This is a genomic window from Bifidobacterium panos, assembly GCF_012932445.1.
GTDB lineage: Bacteria > Actinomycetota > Actinomycetes > Actinomycetales > Bifidobacteriaceae > Bifidobacterium > Bifidobacterium panos.
On record NZ_JAAIIJ010000021.1, the window covers coordinates 113,762 to 134,504 of the forward strand.

General features: G+C 57.7%; 13 protein-coding genes and 1 pseudogene. 7 read left to right on the forward strand and 7 right to left on the reverse strand.

What is annotated here, in order from left to right; translation table 11 throughout:
- Positions 1-330: 330 nt before the first annotated feature.
- Positions 331-2,025 carry an InlB B-repeat-containing protein gene (locus G1C94_RS05795; RefSeq protein WP_172146046.1) on the reverse strand — a complete coding sequence of 565 codons (1,695 nt, stop codon included), beginning with the start codon at positions 2,023-2,025 and terminating at the stop codon, positions 331-333.
- 151 nt (positions 2,026-2,176) lie between these two features.
- On the reverse strand, positions 2,177-3,493 hold the full coding sequence (locus G1C94_RS05800) for an ATP-binding protein (protein WP_172146049.1): 1,317 nt from the start codon (positions 3,491-3,493) through the stop codon (positions 2,177-2,179).
- Positions 3,494-3,877: 384 nt separating this feature from the next.
- Here G1C94_RS05800 and G1C94_RS05805 point away from each other — a divergent pair, with 384 nt between their 5' ends.
- The 3 genes from G1C94_RS05805 to G1C94_RS05815 all read left to right on the forward strand — a co-directional run bounded on the left by G1C94_RS05805 (position 3,878) and on the right by G1C94_RS05815 (position 11,251).
- Positions 3,878-5,134 carry an ATP-binding protein gene (locus G1C94_RS05805; protein WP_172146052.1) on the forward strand — a complete coding sequence of 419 codons (1,257 nt, stop codon included), beginning with the start codon at positions 3,878-3,880 and terminating at the stop codon, positions 5,132-5,134.
- 165 nt (positions 5,135-5,299) lie between these two features.
- Complete coding sequence (locus G1C94_RS05810) at positions 5,300-6,580, forward strand: ATP-binding protein (RefSeq protein ID WP_253902339.1); 1,281 nt, start codon at positions 5,300-5,302, stop codon at positions 6,578-6,580.
- 138 nt (positions 6,581-6,718) lie between these two features.
- Positions 6,719-11,251 carry a cell wall-binding repeat-containing protein gene (locus tag G1C94_RS05815; RefSeq protein WP_172146076.1) on the forward strand — a complete coding sequence of 1,511 codons (4,533 nt, stop codon included), beginning with the start codon at positions 6,719-6,721 and terminating at the stop codon, positions 11,249-11,251.
- Positions 11,252-11,350: 99 nt separating this feature from the next.
- Here the strand turns inward: G1C94_RS05815 and G1C94_RS05820 are convergent, their stop codons facing one another.
- Together G1C94_RS05820 and G1C94_RS05825 are read right to left on the reverse strand one after the other, a co-directional pair.
- A complete protein-coding gene (locus G1C94_RS05820) occupies positions 11,351-12,646 on the reverse strand; it encodes an ATP-binding protein (RefSeq protein ID WP_172146078.1) in 1,296 nt (431 codons plus the stop codon).
- A gap of 193 nt (positions 12,647-12,839) precedes the next feature.
- Entirely contained in the window at positions 12,840-13,049 is a 210-nt protein-coding gene (locus G1C94_RS05825; protein WP_172146080.1) for a hypothetical protein, read from the reverse strand.
- A 37-nt stretch (positions 13,050-13,086) separates the two neighbouring features.
- Between G1C94_RS05825 and G1C94_RS07975 the strand changes: the two are divergent.
- Positions 13,087-13,608, forward strand: a pseudogene (locus tag G1C94_RS07975) (M64 family metallopeptidase); the annotation flags it as partial.
- A gap of 162 nt (positions 13,609-13,770) precedes the next feature.
- Here the strand turns inward: G1C94_RS07975 and G1C94_RS07820 are convergent.
- Positions 13,771-14,394, reverse strand: a complete 624-nt coding sequence (locus G1C94_RS07820; RefSeq protein ID WP_253902340.1) for a hypothetical protein — start codon at positions 14,392-14,394, stop codon at positions 13,771-13,773.
- 282 nt (positions 14,395-14,676) lie between these two features.
- Here G1C94_RS07820 and G1C94_RS07895 point away from each other — a divergent pair, with 282 nt between their 5' ends.
- The 3 genes from G1C94_RS07895 (at position 14,677) to G1C94_RS05840 (ending at position 18,509) form a co-directional block, all read left to right on the forward strand.
- On the forward strand, positions 14,677-16,053 hold the full coding sequence (locus tag G1C94_RS07895) for a cell wall-binding repeat-containing protein (RefSeq protein WP_335341217.1): 1,377 nt from the start codon (positions 14,677-14,679) through the stop codon (positions 16,051-16,053).
- Between the two features lie 328 nt (positions 16,054-16,381).
- The gene (locus G1C94_RS05835) at positions 16,382-17,146 is read left to right on the forward strand and encodes a glycosyltransferase family 2 protein (RefSeq protein WP_172146097.1); all 765 of its coding nucleotides are present in this window, start codon (positions 16,382-16,384) and stop codon (positions 17,144-17,146) included.
- Positions 17,147-17,249: 103 nt separating this feature from the next.
- Positions 17,250-18,509 (forward strand): glycosyltransferase family 2 protein, encoded by a 1,260-nt coding sequence (locus G1C94_RS05840; protein WP_172146100.1) that lies wholly within the window; start codon positions 17,250-17,252, stop codon positions 18,507-18,509.
- Positions 18,510-18,568: 59 nt separating this feature from the next.
- Here G1C94_RS05840 and G1C94_RS05845 read toward each other — a convergent pair whose 3' ends face one another.
- Positions 18,569-19,837, reverse strand: a complete 1,269-nt coding sequence (locus G1C94_RS05845; protein ID WP_172146174.1) for an ABC transporter ATP-binding protein — start codon at positions 19,835-19,837, stop codon at positions 18,569-18,571.
- Between the two features lie 20 nt (positions 19,838-19,857).
- Positions 19,858-20,703 carry an ABC transporter permease gene (locus G1C94_RS05850; RefSeq protein ID WP_172146103.1) on the reverse strand — a complete coding sequence of 282 codons (846 nt, stop codon included), beginning with the start codon at positions 20,701-20,703 and terminating at the stop codon, positions 19,858-19,860.
- Between the last annotated feature and the right edge of the window lie 40 nt (positions 20,704-20,743).

A 20,743-nucleotide genomic window follows, 5' to 3' on the forward strand; every position in this document is an offset into this window, starting at 1 on the left:
CCACCGAATGGCTCATAAACCACGGCGTGCGGCGCGGCATCAAGCTCGCTCCCGGCAATTACGGCACCGCGGGCGACAAGGTGGAGGTGATGCCGATCTACATGGCGATGTTCCTGTGAGAACCAACGACGAAGGGGTGCCGTCCCGTGGCAACGAGACGACACCCCCTCGGTCGGCCAAGCCGCACCGCTACGGTCGTTTCATGTTGAGTTTGTCGGCGGCCGGTTTAGCGTCGAAAGCATCGGCTTGAGCGCGCAAACCCAAACACGGGGGCCAAAGAGAAGGAGCCGGGCAATCAGCGCCCGACTCCTTCAATCAGTAGGAACGTAATCAGCGCGAACGCCTGCGGCGCAGAACGCCAACCGTCACGCCGGCTGCGGCCAAAGCCAAGGCGGTCAAGCCTGCGACCAGAGCGGTGGCGCCGGTGGAGGCCAGAGTGTTCAGCTTGGTCCACCTGGCATGCAGCGTCTTGCCCGCGGCATCCTTCAGGTTGGTGATCAGATTGCCCTCATCGTCATACCAGCCATCGAACTTATAGCCATCCCTGGTCGGCACCGGCACCTTGCCGTCCGTACCAGTCCGACCCTCCGGCAAGGCGCCGCCATTCGAATCGAACGTGGCACCGGTGCTGTTGCCAGCGTTGCCGGCGTTGCCATTGCCATCGGTGTCGCCGCCAGTGGCATCGGTGCTGTTGCCAGCGTTGTCAGTGCTGTCACCAGTGGTATCGGTGTTGTCGCCAGCGTTATCAGTGTTGTCACCAGCGTTGTCAGTGTTGCTGCCAGCGTTATCGGCGTCGACATCGTTGTCGGTGTTGCCACCACCGTTATCGGCGTTGTCGCCAGCGTTATTGGTGTTGTCGCCAGTGGCGCCGTCGTTGTCGCCAGCGTTATCAGTGTTGTTACCAGCGTTATCGGTGTTGTCGCCAGCGTTATTGGTGTTGCCGTTGCCATCGGTGTTGTCGCCGGTGGCGTCGGTGTTGCCGCCATCATTATCGGTGCTGTTACCAGCGTTATCGGCGTTGTCACCATTGTTGTCAGTGTTGTCGCCAGTGGTGCCGTCGTTGTCACCAGCGTTATCGGTGTTGTCACCATCGTTGTTGGCGGTCCACTGCGCGTACAACGTCACATTCGACGTCACCGCACTATTGAAATCATACGTCTGCTTGCCAGCCGCATCCGTCGTCCACGCACGGAACGAATACCCCGAACGCGACGGATTGGCCGGCTTGGACGCCTTCGCACCCTCCTTCACCGACTGAGCCGCAACCGCAGAACCACCACGAGAATCAAAACTGACAGTGTACGTCGTAGAAGCGCTATAGCGTTTCAGCGCGTCCTCAACTGACTCGCTGGTGCCGCGATCGGTGTTATCGCCCACATAGGCGATTTCCAAAACGGTGATTGTCGCGCCCGCCCAGCTTCCGCTGCTGACCTTCGCCACACCGATGCCAGCGACATCAGCAAGCTTGCTCACCTCGGTCAGATAATGCCCATAACCCTGATCACCTGACTCCAACTCACTAGCCCACAAATCGATGGGATTATGGTCGTCCTCTATATCCGGATAACCCATGGCAAGTGCCTCCGGGCCGAAAAGCAACGTGCCTGACTGATAGACCGACGACCCGGCCAGATTATCTTCGCCGCACCAGCTGGGCCTGCCATTGGCCATATTATCGTGATTGATGCCGCCCTGGGCCGCAAGCTCGTCGGCCCGCTTCTGCGCCCATTCCATAACATCCCAATTTACATTCAGAGCACTCACGGGTTTACCATCGGCAGTATCACTCGCAATCTGCGATTCTTCTTTGCCATTGGCCGCCGCAATCTGCCCGGCGCTCAAAGCGGTGCGCGTTGTCGCCCGCAAATCATTGAGCTGCTTCATGTATTCCAACGCCTGCTTGACATTGGCAGCGTCGCTGGCGGCCGCATGCGCTCCAGGAGCGGCAAACCCCATGGCAACACACATCGCCAAAGCGACAACGGCGGCAAACAACGCTTTTAAGGGCTTATATGCTCTATACATACTTCTCTCTGTTCCTTCCAAGAAAAGGGGCGTATAAAGCCAATATATACCCCCCCCCACAAATCCACGCGCCACGGCGGGTTCCAGTGATCGTCGCAACACCGATGTGGCAGCCGCAATGCAGAGCAGTCTTGCGGGAAAACCCAAAGCTTTACTGGTTTTCGAGCAGACCGACCATATAGATCGGCAAATAAGTCACTTTGCCCGCGATCTCGACGTTTCCCGGGCCGAGCACCAAGCCTTCCTCGATATGGAAGTTCGGTTCGGCCAGGACGTTGTTGAGCGCGCGGTGCACCTTGTAGTTCTTCCCGGACTTCACCTCTATGGGAATCACCCTGTCATTGCGATCCTGAATGAGAAAATCCAACTCGCCCAAGCGCTTGCTGTTGTAGTAATACAGGCTTTGGAAGCCGTGCGCCGCCAGCTCTTGCGCCACCACGTTCTCGTAGATTCCGCCGTAGTTCACATTGTCATCGCCGCTGAGGATATTCAAAGCCGTGGAATTGAGATACGCGCCGGTCAGCAGCCCGACGTCGGAATAGAACAGCTTGAACAGATTGCGCTCCTTGGACATCTCCAATGGCTTGCGCGGCTCATCCACGTTATAGGCGGGCAGGGCCACATTCGCGGCGGCCAGCCAGTCGAAATCCCCGGCCATGGCTTTGAAACGCGCGCCTTTGCCGACTTTGGCGAATGTGAAGCGCTTGTTGGGATTGTTCAACTCGCTCGGCACCAAATCATAAATGGTTTTGATATGCAAGCGGTCCGCCTTGGCCGCATATTGGCTGATGTCACGGCGGTACGCGCGCTTGATATCTTCCTGCATGGTGCGCACGTCCAATATGCTGCCGCTCTGCTGAAAAGACGCGACTACGGCTGGCATGCCGCCGATAACGAGATACTGGCGGAAGAGGTCCATCATTTTCTCGTGGACAAAGGCGTCCACCGGCTCGCGCTTCGCCAGGCACTCGCGAAGCATGGCGAATACGTCTTCGCCGACGTCCCGGCTCCAGCAAAACTCCTCAAAATCGAGCGGGAACATGGGCACTTCGCTTTGGTAACCCACAGGCACGGAACGAATGTCCTCCAGTTCAACGCCGAGCAGCGAGCCGGACATCACGAAATCGAAACGCCCATCGTCAACCAGGAACTTGATGGCCGTGGCCGCTTCCTTGCAGGCCTGAATCTCATCGAGGAAGACAAGCGTCTCACCGGGAACCAGCGGATGGCCAGCCGCGAGCTCCAGGCGCATGATCATGTTCTGGACGTCTCGCTGCCCTTCGAACGCTTGTGCCAAATCCGGCTGCTCAATGAAGTTCAGCTCAACGAAGTTGGCATAATGCCGGTGCGCGAATTCACGCACCAAGTAGGTTTTGCCGACTTGCCGCGCGCCGGTGACCAACAATGCTGTGCGAGATGAGGAGGCATGCCATGCTTCAAGCTGGTTCATTGCCTTCCTGCGCAGCATGGTCGTCCTCCTAAGCTCACTTGCGTGTTTTTCGCATTATTCCGCTTGATAACACACCCTATTGTACATTTTTCCAACCTGTTTGATGCCTGTTTTTACATTTTTCCAACCCGTTTACTGACTGTTTTTACATTTTTCCAACCTATTTAGTGCCTGTTCTTACATTTTTCCAACCCGTTTACTGACGAATCCTACATTTTTCCAACTCAGGGGACTTCGCCGCCAGCCGCTGGAACCGGGTCATATCGCGCGCTGCCTGACAAGCTCACACATCATCGGCAGTCACAATGCGCAACAAACCTCAAAGTCGATCCATGTACAGAATGTGGAGTATAGGTATCAATTTGCGTTCTGTAATGGAGATTGTGGAGTATACTCCTCAATATGGCGAATGAAACGAACGCGGAGACCGCCGACAAAGCGCGGCTCATCGAGCGACCCGAGCTGCTGGCCGACGTACTCAGGCACAAAGGCACCAAAGAGGTCAAGGTGCTGACGGGCGTGCGCCGTTGCGGGAAGTCGACGCTGCTGGGCATGGTGGCGAGCGAACTGCGCGCGCAGGGAACGCCCGAGCGCAACATCTTCATCAAGCGTTTCGACGACTTCGACGTCCCCCTCGGCTACAGCGCGGACGACTTATATGAGCAGCTGCGGCAATTCGCCGAGAATGCCGACAGTTCCAGCCCCCTGTATGTCTTTCTGGACGAGATACAGGACGTGCCGCAGTGGGAACTGGTGGTGCGCCGCTTGCACACCAGAGCCGAAACGGACGTGTACATCACCGGTTCGAACTCGCGTCTGCTCTCCGGTGATCTGGCCACCTACCTTGCGGGCCGGTACGTCGAAATACCCGTGTTTCCGCTTTCTTTCAAGGAATACCAGACCATATCTTGGGTGCCTGCCGACCCAGCCGAAGCGCTTGCGTCATATATGCAGTTCGGCGGCATGCCCGGCCTGTTCGCGCACGGATCGCCCAACGAGACAGAGGCGCGCGAAATCCTGGAAGGCATCTATCAATCCATCGTCGTCAAGGACGTGGCCGAACGGAACAACATCCGCGACCTCGCCTCGCTCGGGAAAGTCAGCCGCTACCTGTTCGCCACGTCGGGCAACCTGTTTTCCGTGCGCAACGTCGCCAACACCATGAACAGCGCGGGCACCGCCATCAGCGCCAAGACCGTGGACGCGCAGATCAGCGCGCTGGAAAATGCCTACGTCATCTACCGGGCCGAACAGACCGGGGTGGGCGGCAAGCGGGTGCTGCGCCCCACGAACAAGTACTATCCGATGGACAACGGCTTGCGCAATCTCGCGAACAATTTCAAAGCCGCCGACCTCGGGGCGCAGCTGGAGGGCGTGATCTACATGGAGCTCAAACGGCGCGGATTCACCGTGAGCGTCGGCGACAACGGGCGCGAGGAAATCGACTTCGTGGCCAAGCGAGGCGCGCAAAAGCACTACATCCAGGTCGCCGCTTCCATGCTGGACGAGAGCACGCGCGCCCGCGAGCTGCGGCCTTTGCGTGCGCTGCGCGACTCGTTCCCGCGCACGGTTATCACGCTCGACCCCTTCTCCACCGGCCTGACGGAAGACGGCATACGCATCGCGCGCGCCACCGAATGGCTCACAAACCAGAGCTGAGAGAAACGCCTCGCTACGGTCGTTTCATGCTGCGCCATGCACAGCACGGCCAAACCCGAAAGTAAAATCGCGCCAAACCCGAAAGTGAAAACGAGCCAAATCCGAAAGTAAATTCGCGCCAAACCCGAAAGTGGGCTATGGTTGACTTCAATGAAAGGAGGCGTAATGGCTTATATTCCAAGGCTTATAGAGGAGACGCTCACCGCGAAGCTTGCCAGGTCGGGCGCGGTATTGGTTCGAGGGCCCAAATGGTGCGGGAAGACTTCCACCTGCGAGCAGTTCGCCAAGAGCACATTGCGGATGCGAGACCCTGATGCCTATGCCTCGAATATGGAAGCGGCAAACGTGCGCCCCTCACTCCTGCTCCGTGGGGATCGTCCGCGACTGATCGACGAATGGCAAGTCGCGCCTGTGTTGTGGGATGCGGTAATCAACGAAGTTGATGTTTCTGGTGGCGAACCCGGCCAGTTTCTGCTCACCGGTTCCGCGACTCCCGTCAATTTCGCAAAAGACGACGAAACCAAGCCCAAGCACACGGGAACCGGCCGCATCGCGCGCGTTGATATGGACACCTTCTCTTTGGAAGAATCCGCTGACTCGTCAAAGGAAGTGAGTCTCGCCGCCTTGTTCGGCGGAGCGCAGGCGGTCGAAGGCGCTTCTGATATAACCGTGGAACGATACGCCGAGCTGATTTGTGCCGGCGGATGGCCAGCACCCATCGCCCGAAAGTCATTGAACACCGCAATAGCGTCGGACTACATTGATTCGCTATGCGATGCCGACATTTCCGAAGCGAGCGACAGCGCGTTGGACCCGGATCGCGCCCATGCATTGCTCCGCTCAATCGCCCGCAACAGCTCCCAGGAGGCTTCCGTATCCACGTTGCTTGCAGACGTCCGAAGCGTTGGCGTCGCAATGAGCGAACCCACGCTGCGTGTGTATCTGAATGCCCTGAAACGACTATTCGTTGTGGAGAATCTAAAGGCGTGGGCGCCGGCATTGCGCTCTCGCACGCCTTTGCGTTCCTCGGAAACTTGGCATTTATGCGACCCCTCTCTTGCGGCGGCCGCGCTTGAGGCCAATCCGGACGCGCTGTTGTCTGATCTGGTCACCATGGGGTATCTGTTCGAATCGCTATGCATTCGAGACCTTCGCATTTACGCCCGAACACTTGACGGCAGGATTTTCCACTATCGCGACAAGACTGGTCTGGAAGCCGACGCAATCGTTCGGCTTAACAATGGCAGCTGGGGCGCGGTGGAAGTCAAGCTGGGGGGTGAGCAGCGTATAGAGGAGGGTGCCCAGCACTTGCTTGCGTTGGCGAAAAAGGTTGACAGCAAGGCCTCGGGAAGCCCTCGATTCCTCATGGTGCTCACCGGTGGGCGATACGCCTACACGCGCCCTGATGGGGTTCACGTGGTGCCGCTCGGATGCCTCGCCCACTAGGGATCGTAGGGATCGTCCACTAGGTATGGGCCGCGTTTGGTAAGAATGCGCGCGACATGACCGCACCCCCGTAATAGCCCCTGGTCGGGTATTCTGGAGAGGCACCGTTTCACCAGATGTCTTGTAAGGATGGGCACCATGCGCGCAAACGTTCGACCCCGCCACAATATCTCTTTTGCAGGCCGATGCTTTGCCACGCTTGTTGCAGCGACGGCACTGCTTGCCGCGCTGTTCGCCACCCAGACGGCGCAAGCGGCAACTCCGACGCTGGCGGCGAATCCCAACACGGCGAATCTGGTGTTGGTCGCTCGTTTTTCCGACGAGACGGCGCGCAATACGTATAACGAGACGGCGCAAGGCTCAACCAGAACGCGCTGGGACGCCATGATGGATGGCTTCAACTCCATCACCGCCACCACGGGCTCGTTCCGCAACTACATTGCCAATGCCTCGCTCGGCAAGCTCAATGTGCTGAGTGTGTTCCCCCAAAATCAAGGCAATGGGGCGGTGACGTACCTCGATCTCGACATCCCGTCGGACCAATGCAACAACAATGATGCCGTGATGATCGCCGTCGAGTCCGCCATGAAGAAGCAGTTCCCCGACTGGAAGGCCGACCCGACAGCGAATCTTGAGCGCGACGGCGAAGATAAAGATTACATCGATAACGTCATGATCATTCTGGACACCGCCCGCAGCGATATGCGCTCACGCAAAGCGAGCATGTCCGGCCAGGTTTCGATTGGCGGACTTCGCGTGGGCGATTTTGAGCTGGTTGGATATTCCGGAACCGCTTCACTGGACGGTACGCCCGTGCACGAATACCTGCACGCTCGCGGCGCGCTCGACCTGTATCGCAACGACGGCGGCGCGTCGGATCCGAAGCTCGCCACCCGCTGGGACATCATGTCGACGGCCTATCCCTCCCTGATGCCGCTGGCCATTACAGCCAAAGACGCCGGTTTCATCGATTCCATCGATACGGTTAGCTCCGGCAGATACACATTGAAAACTTACGTTTCCGGGGAACGGCATGCCGTTGCGTTCAAGTCACCGCTGAATGAGGATGAGTATTTCGTCGCCGAATACCGTCAGGGTGATGTGGCCGGCATCAACGGCTATCTTACGGACCGGTGCATCGGCGGCAAGTCATACAGCAGCGTGAACGACACCACCTATAACGGCATCATCGTATATCGAGTTAATTCCAAATACGGCCCGACCGGTGCCGAGCCAAGCGGCAATACCCAATACGATTATGTGTATGTGTTCCGCCCCGGGGACCAGCCCACGCAAGACTCTCCGGGGGGCTCCGGCGTGGGCGATATCCAGAACGCCAATCTGCAAACCGGCGAATCCATCGGCAGTACGGAAACCTCGGACGGCGTGGCGGATCATGCGATTGTCTATTCGAACGGCGTCAATTCGCGCATTGTGCTCGACGTCGTGAGCATGGCTGACGGTTCGGCAACCATCGATCTGAAGATTCCCGACTATTCCGATCAGTCCTTGTGGACCACCGAAAAGGGGCCGAACAGCGCGACGAGCGTGAACATCTCCAGCACCGATCCGTCGCTCACCGCCGCCGGCAAAACGTTATGGGGTGTGCTTCCGGACTTCAATTCCGTCAAGGTCGTCACCTCCACCGGCAGCGGCTGGGTCGAGAACACCACGGCGGCCAACGGTATGACGGCGGCGTCTGCGACCTCCCATAACACCAATGCGGTGCTCACCGGCCTGAGCGGTTCGAAGATTCTTGTGCGCACCCAATCCGGCGGTTCGTGGGTTGACAAGACTATTGACGGCTCATTCGTCTCCGCGCGGTCGGTCAGCCGAAGCGGTGGTTTATACACATTGGGGTTCTCGCAATCGAACAAATCCGTGAGCGTGTACCGCACCGATGGCGATGTGCGGCAACTGGGCAGTGCCATTAGCGGCCAATACATCAACGACGCCATCATGCTCGACGGCACGCACCTCGCCGTCGTCGACTTTTTCAGCAACGCCTTGCAGCTGTACACATTGACGGATAACACATGGGTGCTTTCGCAGACCATTTCCTACAATCATCGAACGCTGAGCAGCGCCACCGCAGGCGGCAAAACGCTTCTGTTTGCGACTTCCTCAAGCGGCGGCAAAATCTACTCTTTCGACGGGAATAAGCTTGCTGAAGCGACCGGCAGTGCGCCGCGTTTCGGGGACACTGGTGCGCTTTCGTCCGACGGCGCGGCGTTCTATATGACCTACACGGCGACGGGTGCCGGCAATGTCACCTCGGTTGTGTGCGCAACATCAAAGGACGGCGTCACGTGGAGCCAGCTTGGCGAGAATGTCATGCAGCCCGCATACAACACCTCCAGCGCGGAGGTGCTGTCGGGCAAGGCTTTCGTGCTCGCCGGAACGTCTTCGTCGTTCCAGCTTAAAAGCCATGCGATAGAAGATACGCCGGAGCCTGAGCCTGTTAAGGTGGAGCCTCCGGTGGCCAAGTCGGGTTTGGTGTATAACGGCAAGTCGCAGACGGGCGTGGATAGCGCCACGGGCTATACGTTGAGTGGGCAGTCGGCTACGAATGCGGGCTCGTATACGGCTACGGCGACGCTGACCGAGGGGTATGTGTGGAGCGACGGTTCCAGCGTAGCCAAGAAGATCGCTTGGTCTATTGCCAAGGCGAAGCCGCCGTATACGGTGCCCTCCAACTTGAGCGGTGTGCAGGGTGGCAAGCTTTCCAGTGTGAAGCTGCCTTCCGGCTGGGCGTGGAAAGCTCCCAGCACGGTGTTGTCGAAGACCGGCAAGCAGCAGTACGATGCGGTCTACACGCCCGAGGACACGGGCAACTACACGACGGTCGCGCAGAAGCTGACGGTCAACGTCACGGCCAAACCCACGCCTGCCCCTGTTAAGGTGGAGCCTCCGGTGGCCAAGTCTGGTTTGGTGTATAACGGCAAGTCGCAGACGGGCGTGAACGGCGCCACGGGTTATACGCTTAGTGGGCAGACGGCTACGAATGCGGGTTCGTATACGGCGACGGCGACGCTGGCCAAGGGGTATGTGTGGAGCGACGGTTCGAGCGCGGCCAAGAAGATCACTTGGTCCATCGGCAAGGCGAAGCCGTCGTACACCACGCCGTCCAACCTAAGTGCGGTGCAGGGCAGTAAGCTTTCCGACGTGAAGCTGCCTTCCGGCTGGACGTGGAAGAGCCCCGCCACGGTGCTCTCCAAGACCGGCAGCCAGCAGTATGATGCGGTTTACACGCCGGGGGACACGCGCAATTACACGACTGTCGCGCAGAAGCTGACGGTCAATGTCACGGCCAAGTCCACGTCTGCCCTTGTTAAGGTGAAGGCTCCGACGGCTAAGTCGGGTTTGGTGTATAACGGCAAGTCGCAGACGGGTGTGAACGGTGCGACGGGTTATACGTTGAGTGGGCAGACTGCTACGAATGCTGGTTCGTATACGGCGACGGCGACGCTGGCCAAGGGGTATGTGTGGAGTGACGGTTCCAGCGGCGTCAAGAAGATCGGCTGGTCCATCGGCAAGGCGAAGCCGTCGTATACCACGCCGTCCAACCTAAGTGCGGTGCAGGGTGGCAAGCTTTCCGGTGTGAAGCTGCCTTCCGGCTGGAAGTGGAAGAATTCCGATACGGTGTTGTCGAAGACCGGTAAGCAGCAGTATGATGCGGTTTACACGCCGGGGGACACGCGCAACTATACGACTGTCGCGCAGAAGCTGACGGTCAATGTCACCGCCAAGTCGTCGTCGCGACCTCAGTTGCAGCGCTTGGCCGGGGACACGCGTTATGACACAATGGCCCGTTTGGTTGCCACGGCGTTCCCGAAGACTTCGGGCACGGTGGTTGTGGCCAACGGCGGCAACTATCCCGACGCGCTGTCCGCGTCCGGCCTGGCCGGCGTGCTAGGCGCGCCGATTGTGTTGACGGATTCGGGTTCCCTGTCGGATCAGGCGGCCGCGCAGCTCAAGCGGCTCAGGCCGTCGAGGATCGTGATCGCGGGCGGCACCGCGGCGATTTCCTCGCGCGTTGAATCCCAGTTGCGTGGGTATGCGAAGAGTGTGGAGCGTCAGGCGGGTTCGACGCGGTATGACACGTCGTACAAGTTGTATGCGCGTGGCGGCAAGTCGTGGGGTACGACCGCGATCGTGGCGACGGGCGCGCACTATGCGGACGCGTTGAGCATCAGCTCGTATGCGTACGCGGCGAAGGCGCCGGTGTTCCTGTGCGACCCGAACACGGGGCTGACCTCGCAGCAGCGGAGCGCGTTGAACAAGTTCAAGCGCGTGGTGGTGGTCGGCGGCGAGAATGCGGTGCCCTCGCGCCTGGTCAAGGGTCTGCCGGGCTTGACGCGTTTGTCGGGCAACACACGCTATGACACGAGCGTGGCGATCGCGAAGTGGGTGCAGAAGAACGGTTTGGGCATGAACGGCGTGGTGTACGCCACCGGCGAGCACTTCGCCGATGCCCTAGCGGCAGGCCCCCTGGCGGGCCGCAACAAGGCTGCCATGCTGCTGGTCGCCAACCCCAGCAGCCCGACCGTGTCGTATTCGGCCAGCTACCGCGGCAAAGTCTCCAAGGCCTATGTCGCCGGTGGCACCAGCGCCGTGAGCACGGCCACCGCCAACGCCATCGCCGACAAACTCAACATGAAACGACCGTAGCGGCGCGGCCTGGCCGACTGAAGGGGTGTCGTCTCGTTGTCACGGGACGACACCCCTTAGTCGTTGGGCGAGCCCGCCTTCCCGTTTCGCCCCTGGTTCTCACAGGAACATCGCCATGTAGATCGGCATCACCTCCACCTTGCTCCCCGCGGTGCCGTAATTGCCGGGAGCGAGCTTGATGCCGCGGCGCACGCCGTGGTTGGCGATAAGGCTGTCCATCGATTTGGCCTTGCGGTTTTGCGAGGACTTCACCTCGACGGCCGTGGCGGCTCCCTCACGGCGGATGAAGAAATCCATCTCCAGGGAGTTGTTCTTCTCGTAGTAATATAGCGCCTTGCCGTTCTTGGCGAAGATGTCGGCGACGATGTTCTCGTACACGGCCCCCTTGTAGATGCCGAGATTGCCCTCGATGATGTCCTTCTGGGAACCGTCCTCAAGCATGGCGACCAACAGGCCGGTGTCGCGCATATACACCTTGAACTTCGCATTGTCCGCATTGCCCTCGAACGGCAGCTCCGGCGCATCGAGTTTGTAGCAGAAATTGACGATGCCCGCGTCATAGAGCCATTGCAGACTGCCGCCGTATTTGCGCGCGCTGCCGCGCGGCTCGACCAGCGAGTACGTGAACTTCTTGTAGTCCCGCGCCAACTGCTTGGGAATGGACAGGAAGCACGCCCGCGCCTTGGCCTTCTCCGCGCTCGGCGCGTATTTGGCGATGTCGTTCTGGTATTCGGCGAGGATGTCCCGCTGCAGTTGCAGCACGCGCGAGAAATCGGCATCGGCGACGAACGAGGCCACCACCTCCGGCATCCCCCCGACGACGATGTATTTCCTGAACAAATCCAGCATCCGCTGGTGCACGGCTTGCGGCACCTGCTCATGCCGCTCGCAGAATCCCTTGACGTACTCTATCTGGGACTCCCCGAAGCCATTCGCCCACAGGAACTCCTCGAAATCGAGCGAATACATCTCGGCGTGATCCACATACCCCACCGGGAACGACGAGACCTCCTTGTATGAGATCCCCAGCAAAGACCCGCTCGCTATGACGTCGCACCTGCCGTCGATGCTGAGGAATTTCAACGCCGTTATGGCATCCGGGCAACTTTGAATCTCATCGAGGAACAGCAACGTCCCCTTGTCGAATCGCGCCCCCGGCAAATACAGGGAAAGCTGGGAATATATATCCGCCGCATTGCGCGTTCCCTGGAAAATGGCCGCAAATTCCGGGTTCTCTTCAAAATTGACGCGAACGAAACGCGCGTAATTATGCTGCGCAAAATCCTCCACGATGAAGGTTTTCCCAACCTGCCTGGCGCCTTTGATTATCAGGCTTTTGTGATTCGGATCGTCCTTCCACCGCGTGAGCCGCCGAGTCATTTTCCGCTGCAGCATGATCTGGTCCAATCCCTTCGGTTCCAACGGCCACCCATAATGGTTGCAACTTTTTCCCACGAATAATATGCATTATATACATCTTTTTCATAGGAAAAAATTGCAAATGCAACAAACAGACAGAAACGCACATAGCAGTTTTGTTGAAAACGTAATACCCCCTGTGGGTATACTTCGCCATTGTCGAAAGTGGTCAGCGCGCTCCCCCGATATGTTTTACTGAATCGGAAAGGACGAAAGAGGGAATTGCGATGACTAACACCACCAACAGAATCATTGCGTTTATTCTGGCGATAATGCTTTTCAGCGGGTTTGCCCCCAGCACAGCCTTGGCGACCCCATCCGCCAATACATCTTCAGAAAACACATCTTCACAAACGCTGCGTGCAACGAGAAGCACCAAAGCGACAACCTTCCCCGTGCATACGATCAAGAAAAACGTGGATGACGACAAGGCGTTTGTGCTGCTGTTCATGGGAGACGGATACACGAAAGCCGATCAGCAGAAGTTCCTGCAGCACGTTAAAGAAAGGACGGAAACGCTGCTCAGCCTCGAACCATACAGGCAGTACTCCAATTACATCAACGTCTACGCAATGTGCGTCGAATCAAAAGAGAGCGGAGCAAGCATCACAGGCGCGGTTACAAGAGATACCTATCTGGGGGTCAGCTACCGATCGGACAGCAGGGCCGCAACAATAAGGACGGACTCATTCCAGCAGCGCATCTATGACTTGCGCGATGAGGTTTCCACCAAGGTCTTGACTTCGTCGTCGGACTTTGCGCCAAAGGTGTCGAGTGTGCATATTATTTCGCACAGCATACATTATCACGGCAGAGCATTTATTCGTGACGGGTATTCAATCTCATCTCTTAATGATGGCCGCGTGACAACGGGCGCTATGGCCGCTCACGAAATATCTCATCACGTTGGACGGATTGGTGATGAGTACGCTTCCGAGACCCACTATCCAAATGTGGACTTTGCCGCTAACGGCACGGCCGACCATGTGAAATGGCGCAAAATGCTCGGGTTTGGTGGCGTTGGCATTGCAAAAGGCAATGATACTTCAGTGGTTATTCCTGGAAGATATTGCTTGATGAAAAATCTGGGTTATGCAAGATCAGATGGAATCTGGAATCTTTGTGAGGTTTGCAGGCTCGAGGTTGCAAGGCATCTTCTCTCTGCAAATAACCTCAGCAAGGCCATACCCATGCGCATAGCCTATCCAGAGATAACGAAAGAGCAGGGTCCGACAACAACGCAACCTTATGAGATGAACTTGCTCCGAATCAGCGACCAACCCGACTCGAACAATATGCATAAGTGCAAGGATAGTGAGATCGAGTTTAGGACGGTTGTCCAGAATGTCGATAAGGAAAGGGGCCACAGGATTAGACTGCGTTTGGAGACTTTCAATGCTGATAAGAGTGTGAAGCAGCGCAGGGAAGAGACGTTTGTCATTCCACGTTACAGCGATTCTGAAAAGTATCTCGACATGAATAACAGGCAGAGCTTGCAGTCGCTTTCCATCAAGATGCAGTGCAATGCGAATTATGACGGGACCGAGACGATTCTCGGAGAGGTTATCGACGCGGATACTAACAAAGTTCTGGCGACGGATAAGGATCTGTGGGCGTCGAGCGAGCGAACGACTTTGAAAATCAAGTACGTTGACAGCAGCACTGGGCTTGATCTGGAGAACGCGGGTGGAGCTGCGGTCTATTTGCGCCGCGGTGAGACGCATCAGGTTACGCATCCGAGCAGTGTTGCAGGGTATCGATATGTCCGCAATGATTCGACAGATAACCGAATCGTCATGAATTCAGCGACAGAGACCCTGACGTACTATTTCGTTAAAGATGCCAGCTTGGAGCCCGAACCTGAATCTAGGCCTGAACCTGAGCAGGAGTCTAGGCCTGGGTCGAATCCCGTTCCTGAGCCCGATACTGATCCCTATCCTGGTCCTGAACCCGCGCCTGGGCCTGGGCCCACGCCTAAGCCTGCCCCTGGGTCGAAGCCTGTTGCGGTGAAGCCTCCGACGGCCAGGACTGGTTTGGTGTACAACGGCAGGGCGCAGACGGGCGTGAACGGTGCCACGGGTTATACGCTTAGCGGTCAGACGACGGGCACGAATGCCGGCTCGTATAGGGCGACGGCAACGCTGTCCAAGGGGTATGTGTGGAACGACGGTTCGAGCACGGCCAAGACGATCGGCTGGTCTATCGGCAAGGCGAAGCCGCCGTACACGGTGCCGTCCAATTTGAGGGCGGCGCAGGGTGGCAGACTCTCCGATGTGAAGCTGCCTTCCGGCTGGACGTGGAAGAGCCCCAACACGACGCTGTCGAAGACCGGCGGCCAGCAGCACGATGCGGTTTACACGCCGAAAGACGCGCGTAATTACACGACCGTCACGCAGAAACTGGCGGTCAACGTCACCGCCAAATCCGCTCCCGCGCCGTCGCGGCCATCGCAGCCATCGCGGCCGTCGTCACGTTCGCAGTTGCAGCGTCTGGCCGGCTCGACGCGTTATGACACGATGGCCCGCCTGGTTGCCACCGCGTTCCCGAAGACTTCCGGCACGGTGGTCGTGGCCAACGGCGGCAACTATCCCGACGCTTTGTCCGCATCCGGCCTGGCGGGTGTGTTGGGCTCGCCGATCGTGCTGACGGACTCGGGGTTCCTGTCCCCGCAGGCGGCCTCTCAGCTCAGGCGGCTCAAGCCGTCGCGCATCGTGATCGCGGGCGGCACGGCGGCAATCTCCTCGCGCGTCGAATCCCAGTTGCGTTGGTACGCCAAGAATGTGGAACGCCAGGCGGGTCCGTCTCGTTATGACACGTCGTACAAGCTGTACACGCGTGGCGGCAAGTCGTGGGGTTCGACCGCGATCGTGGCGACGGGCGCGCACTATGCGGACGCGTTGAGCATCAGTTCCTACGCCTACGCCACGAAGTCGCCGGTGTTCCTGTGCGACCCGGCCAACGGGCTGACCGCCCAGCAGCGAACCGCGCTGAACAACTTCAAGCGCATCGTGGTCGTCGGCGGCGAGAACGCCGTGCCCTCCCGCCTCGTCAAGGGTCTGCGCGGCGTGACGCGTCTGTCGGGCAACACGCGCTACGACACGAGCGTGAACATCGCCAAGTGGGTGCAGAAGAACGGTTTGGGCATGAACGGCGTGGTGTATGCCACCGGCGAGCACTTCGCCGATGCCCTTGCGGCAGGCCCCCTGGCCGGCCGTAGCAAGGCCGCCATGCTGCTGGTCGCCAACCCCAACAGCACCACGGTGTCATACTCGGCCAACCACTCCGGCAAGCTCACCAAGGCCTACGTCGCCGGCGGCCCCAACGCCGTAAGCACGGACACCGCCAACGCCATCGCCGACAAACTCAACATGAAACGTCCATAATAACCAACCCTGACCAACCCGCGAATGGAGCCGGGAATATTCCGCCCGGCTCCATCGCACTCATTGCGGCCGGAAATTCATACGGTGAGTTCCCGGCTGCAACGCCGTCAATCAAGCTTGGCGGCATTTCGATTAGACTCTATCTTCGTCAAAACTTATAGGACTCCAATACACAAGGACCATTAGAAGACGGATGCTACGACTGCCACGCTGGGTGTATGAAACCAAGAACAAACTGCGTAGAACGCTCACGCATACGTGGCGGTATCTCGCCCGCCAGCCGCGTATCATAGCATCGATAACCTCGTACCCCCCCCGAATCGGAGGCGTGAACGTCGCCATCGAATCGCTACTCGCCCAGAAAACCCTGCCCGACAAAATCCTGTTGTGGCTATACAAGGGCGATTTCCCCAACGGGCGCAAAGATCTTCCTCGCCAACTCACCAGACTGCTGGCCCATGATGTCGAGATCCGGTGGGTGGATGAGGACATCAAACCGCATAAAAAGTATTTCTGGGCCATGCAGGAGTTCTCCGACGATATCATCATCACGTTCGACGATGATCTGATCTATCGCAACACTCTCATCACGGATCTGGTCGAATCTTACCGGCGTAATCCCAAGGCAATCTCCGCGGCGCGAACCCATCTGATCGTCTTCGACGCAAATGGCGACATCGCGCCATACGCGGATTGGGAACAATACGCCGCGATGAAACACCATAGTTTGCTCGGATACCCCTCCAGCCAGCTACTCGCCACTCACGGTGCCGGAGCGTTGTTCCCGCCACACATCATGCCGCCTAGCACGTTCGACCAAGAAGGCATCATCACCTGTTGTCTGTATGGCGACGACCTATGGCTGAAGGCTCACCAGCTTCTCGCGGGTGTTCCAGTGGTTTCCGCCTGTATCGACCAGCAACTCACCTATATTCCCGACAGTCAGGAATGTGCGTTGTTCTTCCAGAACATCGATGGAGGGCGCAACGATCAAATGCTGTCTTCCATCATCGACTACTTGCAGCACCGATCTGATAAGCCGTTCGACATAGCCGCTCTGATTCGGGACACCGACATCGACAAACAGATCTAGCTGCCAACCGAGCGCAAGCCGCGTTCGCTGACCGCCTCAATACTCTAGCGGTACTCCTAAAATGAAACCAAGAGTTCATCCATCACACAGATAGAGAGAGCTTATGGCAGCCAAGGTATCCGTCATCATGCCCGTGTACAACGCGGCCAAATACCTGAAAACCAGCGTTGGCAGCCTGCTGGCACAAACATACCCGCATCTGGAAGTGCTCTGCGTTGATGACGGCTCGACCGACGGCTCTTTGGCGATGCTGCAAGAATACGCATCGAAGGATAAGCGCGTCAGGATTTTCCAGACCGACCATTCCGGTGCCGGAAAAGCGCGCAATGTGGCGCTTGAGGCGGCAAGCGGCGACTATATCGCATTTCTCGACGCGGACGATTACGTGGACACCACCCTGTTCGAGAAGGCGGTGGCCAAAGCGGACGACGCGAACGCGGACATCGTGATTTGGGATTTGTGGTATTACGACGAACACTTCCAGCGCGACCAGTACCCGCCGCAAGGAGTGCTCAATTACAACTATTTCGAGGGTGACGACCCCGTTTTCTCCTACAAAAGGAACCCCGGCCAGATTTTCACCTCATTCCAGAACTGGATCTGGAACAAGATGTTCCGGCGCTCCTTCCTGGTCGAGAACAACCTGCGATTCCCCGATCTGCACCGCACGCAGGACCTTGAGTTCACGGCCATGGCGCTCGTGCTCGCCAAGCGCATCACCCTCATGCCGGAGCGTCTGTCGCATTACCGGGTGAACAGCGGCACATCCAATATGGACAACAAAGACAAGCATCCGCTCGACTTCATGTCCGCGTTCATCTCGCTCAAGGGCCGTCTTGAGCAAGCGGGCATATATACGGAAGTGAAGCAAAGCTATGTCAACTGGGCGCTATGCTCTTCGCTGTACAACCTCGTCACCCTGAAGCAGTTCTCCACCTTCAAAAGCGTGTTCGTGCAATTGAAAACGGATGGCTTCACGAAGATGGACATCATGAGCAACGCTTCTGCCTCATACATCTACGTCGCGGACTGGTATGCCGATTACCGCTACATGCAGGAACATGAGGCCGAGGACTATCTGATGTATTGCATGACCAAATACCGGCTTGCGGAGCAACGTTACGTCGGCATTCTCGACCAGCTGGGCGACGAACTGCGCACAACTCAAGCCCAGCGAGACCGCCTGAGCGATGAATGCAACACCCTGCATGATGAATGCAACAGTCTGAGCAATGACTGCAGCACCCTGCGCGATGAGTGCAGCGCCCTGCGCACCTCGCGCTCCTATCGCTTGGGCAACGCCATCTGCAACCTGCCGCACGCCCTGCGGTCATTCGTGCAGCGGCTGACCAGCAGGCGGTAAAAGCGCCTCCCGACAACTCAGTCCAGCCGATGCGTGATTACCTCGAAGATAACCGGGAATCAATCAGCAAGCATCGTGATGCGCAACGCGCAATCGTTCAATAGCGCGTATGCGCGATTGCGTTTGTCGCGCACGGCGAAAATGCAACAATTGTCGTCGTTGGTGAAAGCCACCATATCCGTTGTTTCAGAATCCTCGGCATTCTGCGTTCGCAATGACGCCACAAGTTTGAAATCGCCGTTGTTGAACAGTTTGAGCGGCACCTCGAATTTCACCTTGCAGTGCCCGTGACGGCTCAATTTAATCTTGTTGGCACCGGTGTCATAAGTGATGCCGCCTCGCTTGATGTCATGCATGGCGATGGCCAGATAATAATCGTTTGGCTCGTCGTACTGGTATTCGACCTCGAAGCGGAACGAATCGTCGCGGCTGAGAATCTGCTCGCTCAACGCATTGATGTGCAGGAACGGCACACGCTCGTTGAGACCGGTGGGATACTCGCCACTCTTGTCGTTGTCGGTGTCGCGCTTGTCGGCGCGCATGTTCTCCAAGGTGTAGCGATTGGCGACGTCGTCTTTGTCGCCGTTAACGATGACTTCACCGTCTTTGATGAGCACGGCCTTGTTGCAGTATTTCTTCACAGCGCTCATATCATGCGTCACCAGGATGACGGTTTTCGTGGGGTCTTTCTTAATGGAGGCGAAGTAGCTGTCGCACTTGCGCTGGAACGCTTCGTCACCGACGGCGAGCACTTCGTCGAGTACGAGGATGTCGCCTTGAGCCTTGATGGCCACCGAGAACGCCAAGCGCACCTGCATGCCGGACGAATAATTCTTGAGCTTCTGATCCATGAACTCTTCGAGTTCGGCGAACGAAACGATATCGTCGTACATTGCGTCGATTTCATCACGAGTGAAGCCAAGCAGAGCGCCGTTGAGATAGACATTCTCGCGGCCGGTCAGCTCCGGGTTGAAACCGACGCCAAGCTCGATGAACGGCACCAACTTGCCATTGACTTCGATATTGCCCGCGTCCGGCACATAGATGCCGGAAATGAGCTTCAACAGCGTGGATTTGCCGGAGCCGTTGCGTCCCACAATGCCGAAGAAATCGCCTTGGTGCACCTCGAAATTGATGTCGCGCAACACATGCTGTTCCTTGTAGCCCTTGATGCCCTTGGTCCAATTGATGAACAGCATCTTCAGCCCAGTGGCCTGCTCGGTGGGGAGCCTGAAATACTTGCCGACATGGCTCACCGACAGCACCACAGGCTTGTCAACGTTCTGCAGCTGGCCGTTCTGCGACACGGTCTTGTCTGCCTCGTCCATCTTGCCTGCCGTCTCGCTCATCACATGACCTCCGCGAACTTACGGTTATTGCGACGGAACACATACACGCCCAGCACTAGAAGAGCCGCGGCCAGCACCAGCGGGATGACCCGCAGGAACGGATTGCTTGTCAGCGTCCATATCGTCGGCTGTGTTTCGGGGGCTATGAAGTTGTGTCGAATGTCCTGCACCGTCTGGGCTATCGGGTTCATCAGCTGCACTTTGGCAATCTTCGGCCCCCACGAACCCAGCGACGTGTTGTCAATCACCATGGACAGCGGATAAATCACCGGAATCGAATAGAACAGCACCTGCGACAGCACGTCCCAGATGTGCGAAACATCGCGGAAATAGACGTACATGGTGGCAAGCAGCAACGCGGTGCCGAGCGCCAAGATATACAGTTCGATGAAGTTCAGCGGCAATAGCAGCACGCGCCAAGTGAAATGCACATGGTTGAACAGCGCGAAGACGAACACGACCAGAAAGTTGATGCCGAGGCTGATCAGCGAGCCGATGGTGGCGGAGGCGACCACGATGTAGTTCGGGAAATGGATCTTGCGCAACAGATCGCCACGATCGACAATAGACCGCAAGCCAATCGATGTCGCCTCATTGTAGAACTGCCAAGAGCTGATGCCCATGAGCAGCACCACCGGGTAAGTGGGCGTGCCGTCGGACATGCGCAGGAACTTGGCGAACACCACATACATAACACAGAACAGCATCAGTGGTTGCAGCACGGACCAGGCGATACCGAGCATCGAACCTTGGTAGCGCAGTTTGAAGTCGGTCTTGACCAGACCCTTGAGCACCACCCAAGCGTAGTGGTATCGCTCCTGTATTCTCTTCACCAATGCTTTCACGAGTGTTTATTCTAACTGCCTACGGGAACATCGACATACA

Excerpts from the sequence above, each read along its gene's own strand:
- G1C94_RS05805 (WP_172146052.1), top strand. The coding sequence starts at position 3,878 with ATGGCGAATGAAACGAACGCGGAGACCGCCGACAAAGCGCGGCTCATC.
- G1C94_RS05795 (WP_172146046.1), bottom strand. The coding sequence starts at position 2,025 with ATGTATAGAGCATATAAGCCCTTAAAAGCGTTGTTTGCCGCCGTTGTC.
- G1C94_RS05810 (WP_253902339.1), top strand. The coding sequence starts at position 5,300 with ATGGCTTATATTCCAAGGCTTATAGAGGAGACGCTCACCGCGAAGCTT.
- G1C94_RS05845 (WP_172146174.1), bottom strand. The coding sequence starts at position 19,837 with ATGGACGAGGCAGACAAGACCGTGTCGCAGAACGGCCAGCTGCAGAAC.
- G1C94_RS05820 (WP_172146078.1), bottom strand. The coding sequence starts at position 12,646 with ATGCTGCAGCGGAAAATGACTCGGCGGCTCACGCGGTGGAAGGACGAT.
- G1C94_RS05840 (WP_172146100.1), top strand. The coding sequence starts at position 17,250 with ATGGCAGCCAAGGTATCCGTCATCATGCCCGTGTACAACGCGGCCAAA.
- G1C94_RS05815 (WP_172146076.1), top strand. The coding sequence starts at position 6,719 with ATGCGCGCAAACGTTCGACCCCGCCACAATATCTCTTTTGCAGGCCGA.
- G1C94_RS07820 (WP_253902340.1), bottom strand. The coding sequence starts at position 14,394 with ATGCGTCTCACCGCGGCGCAAATAGACCGCAGCTCCACCCGCGTTCTC.
- G1C94_RS05800 (WP_172146049.1), bottom strand. The coding sequence starts at position 3,493 with ATGCTGCGCAGGAAGGCAATGAACCAGCTTGAAGCATGGCATGCCTCC.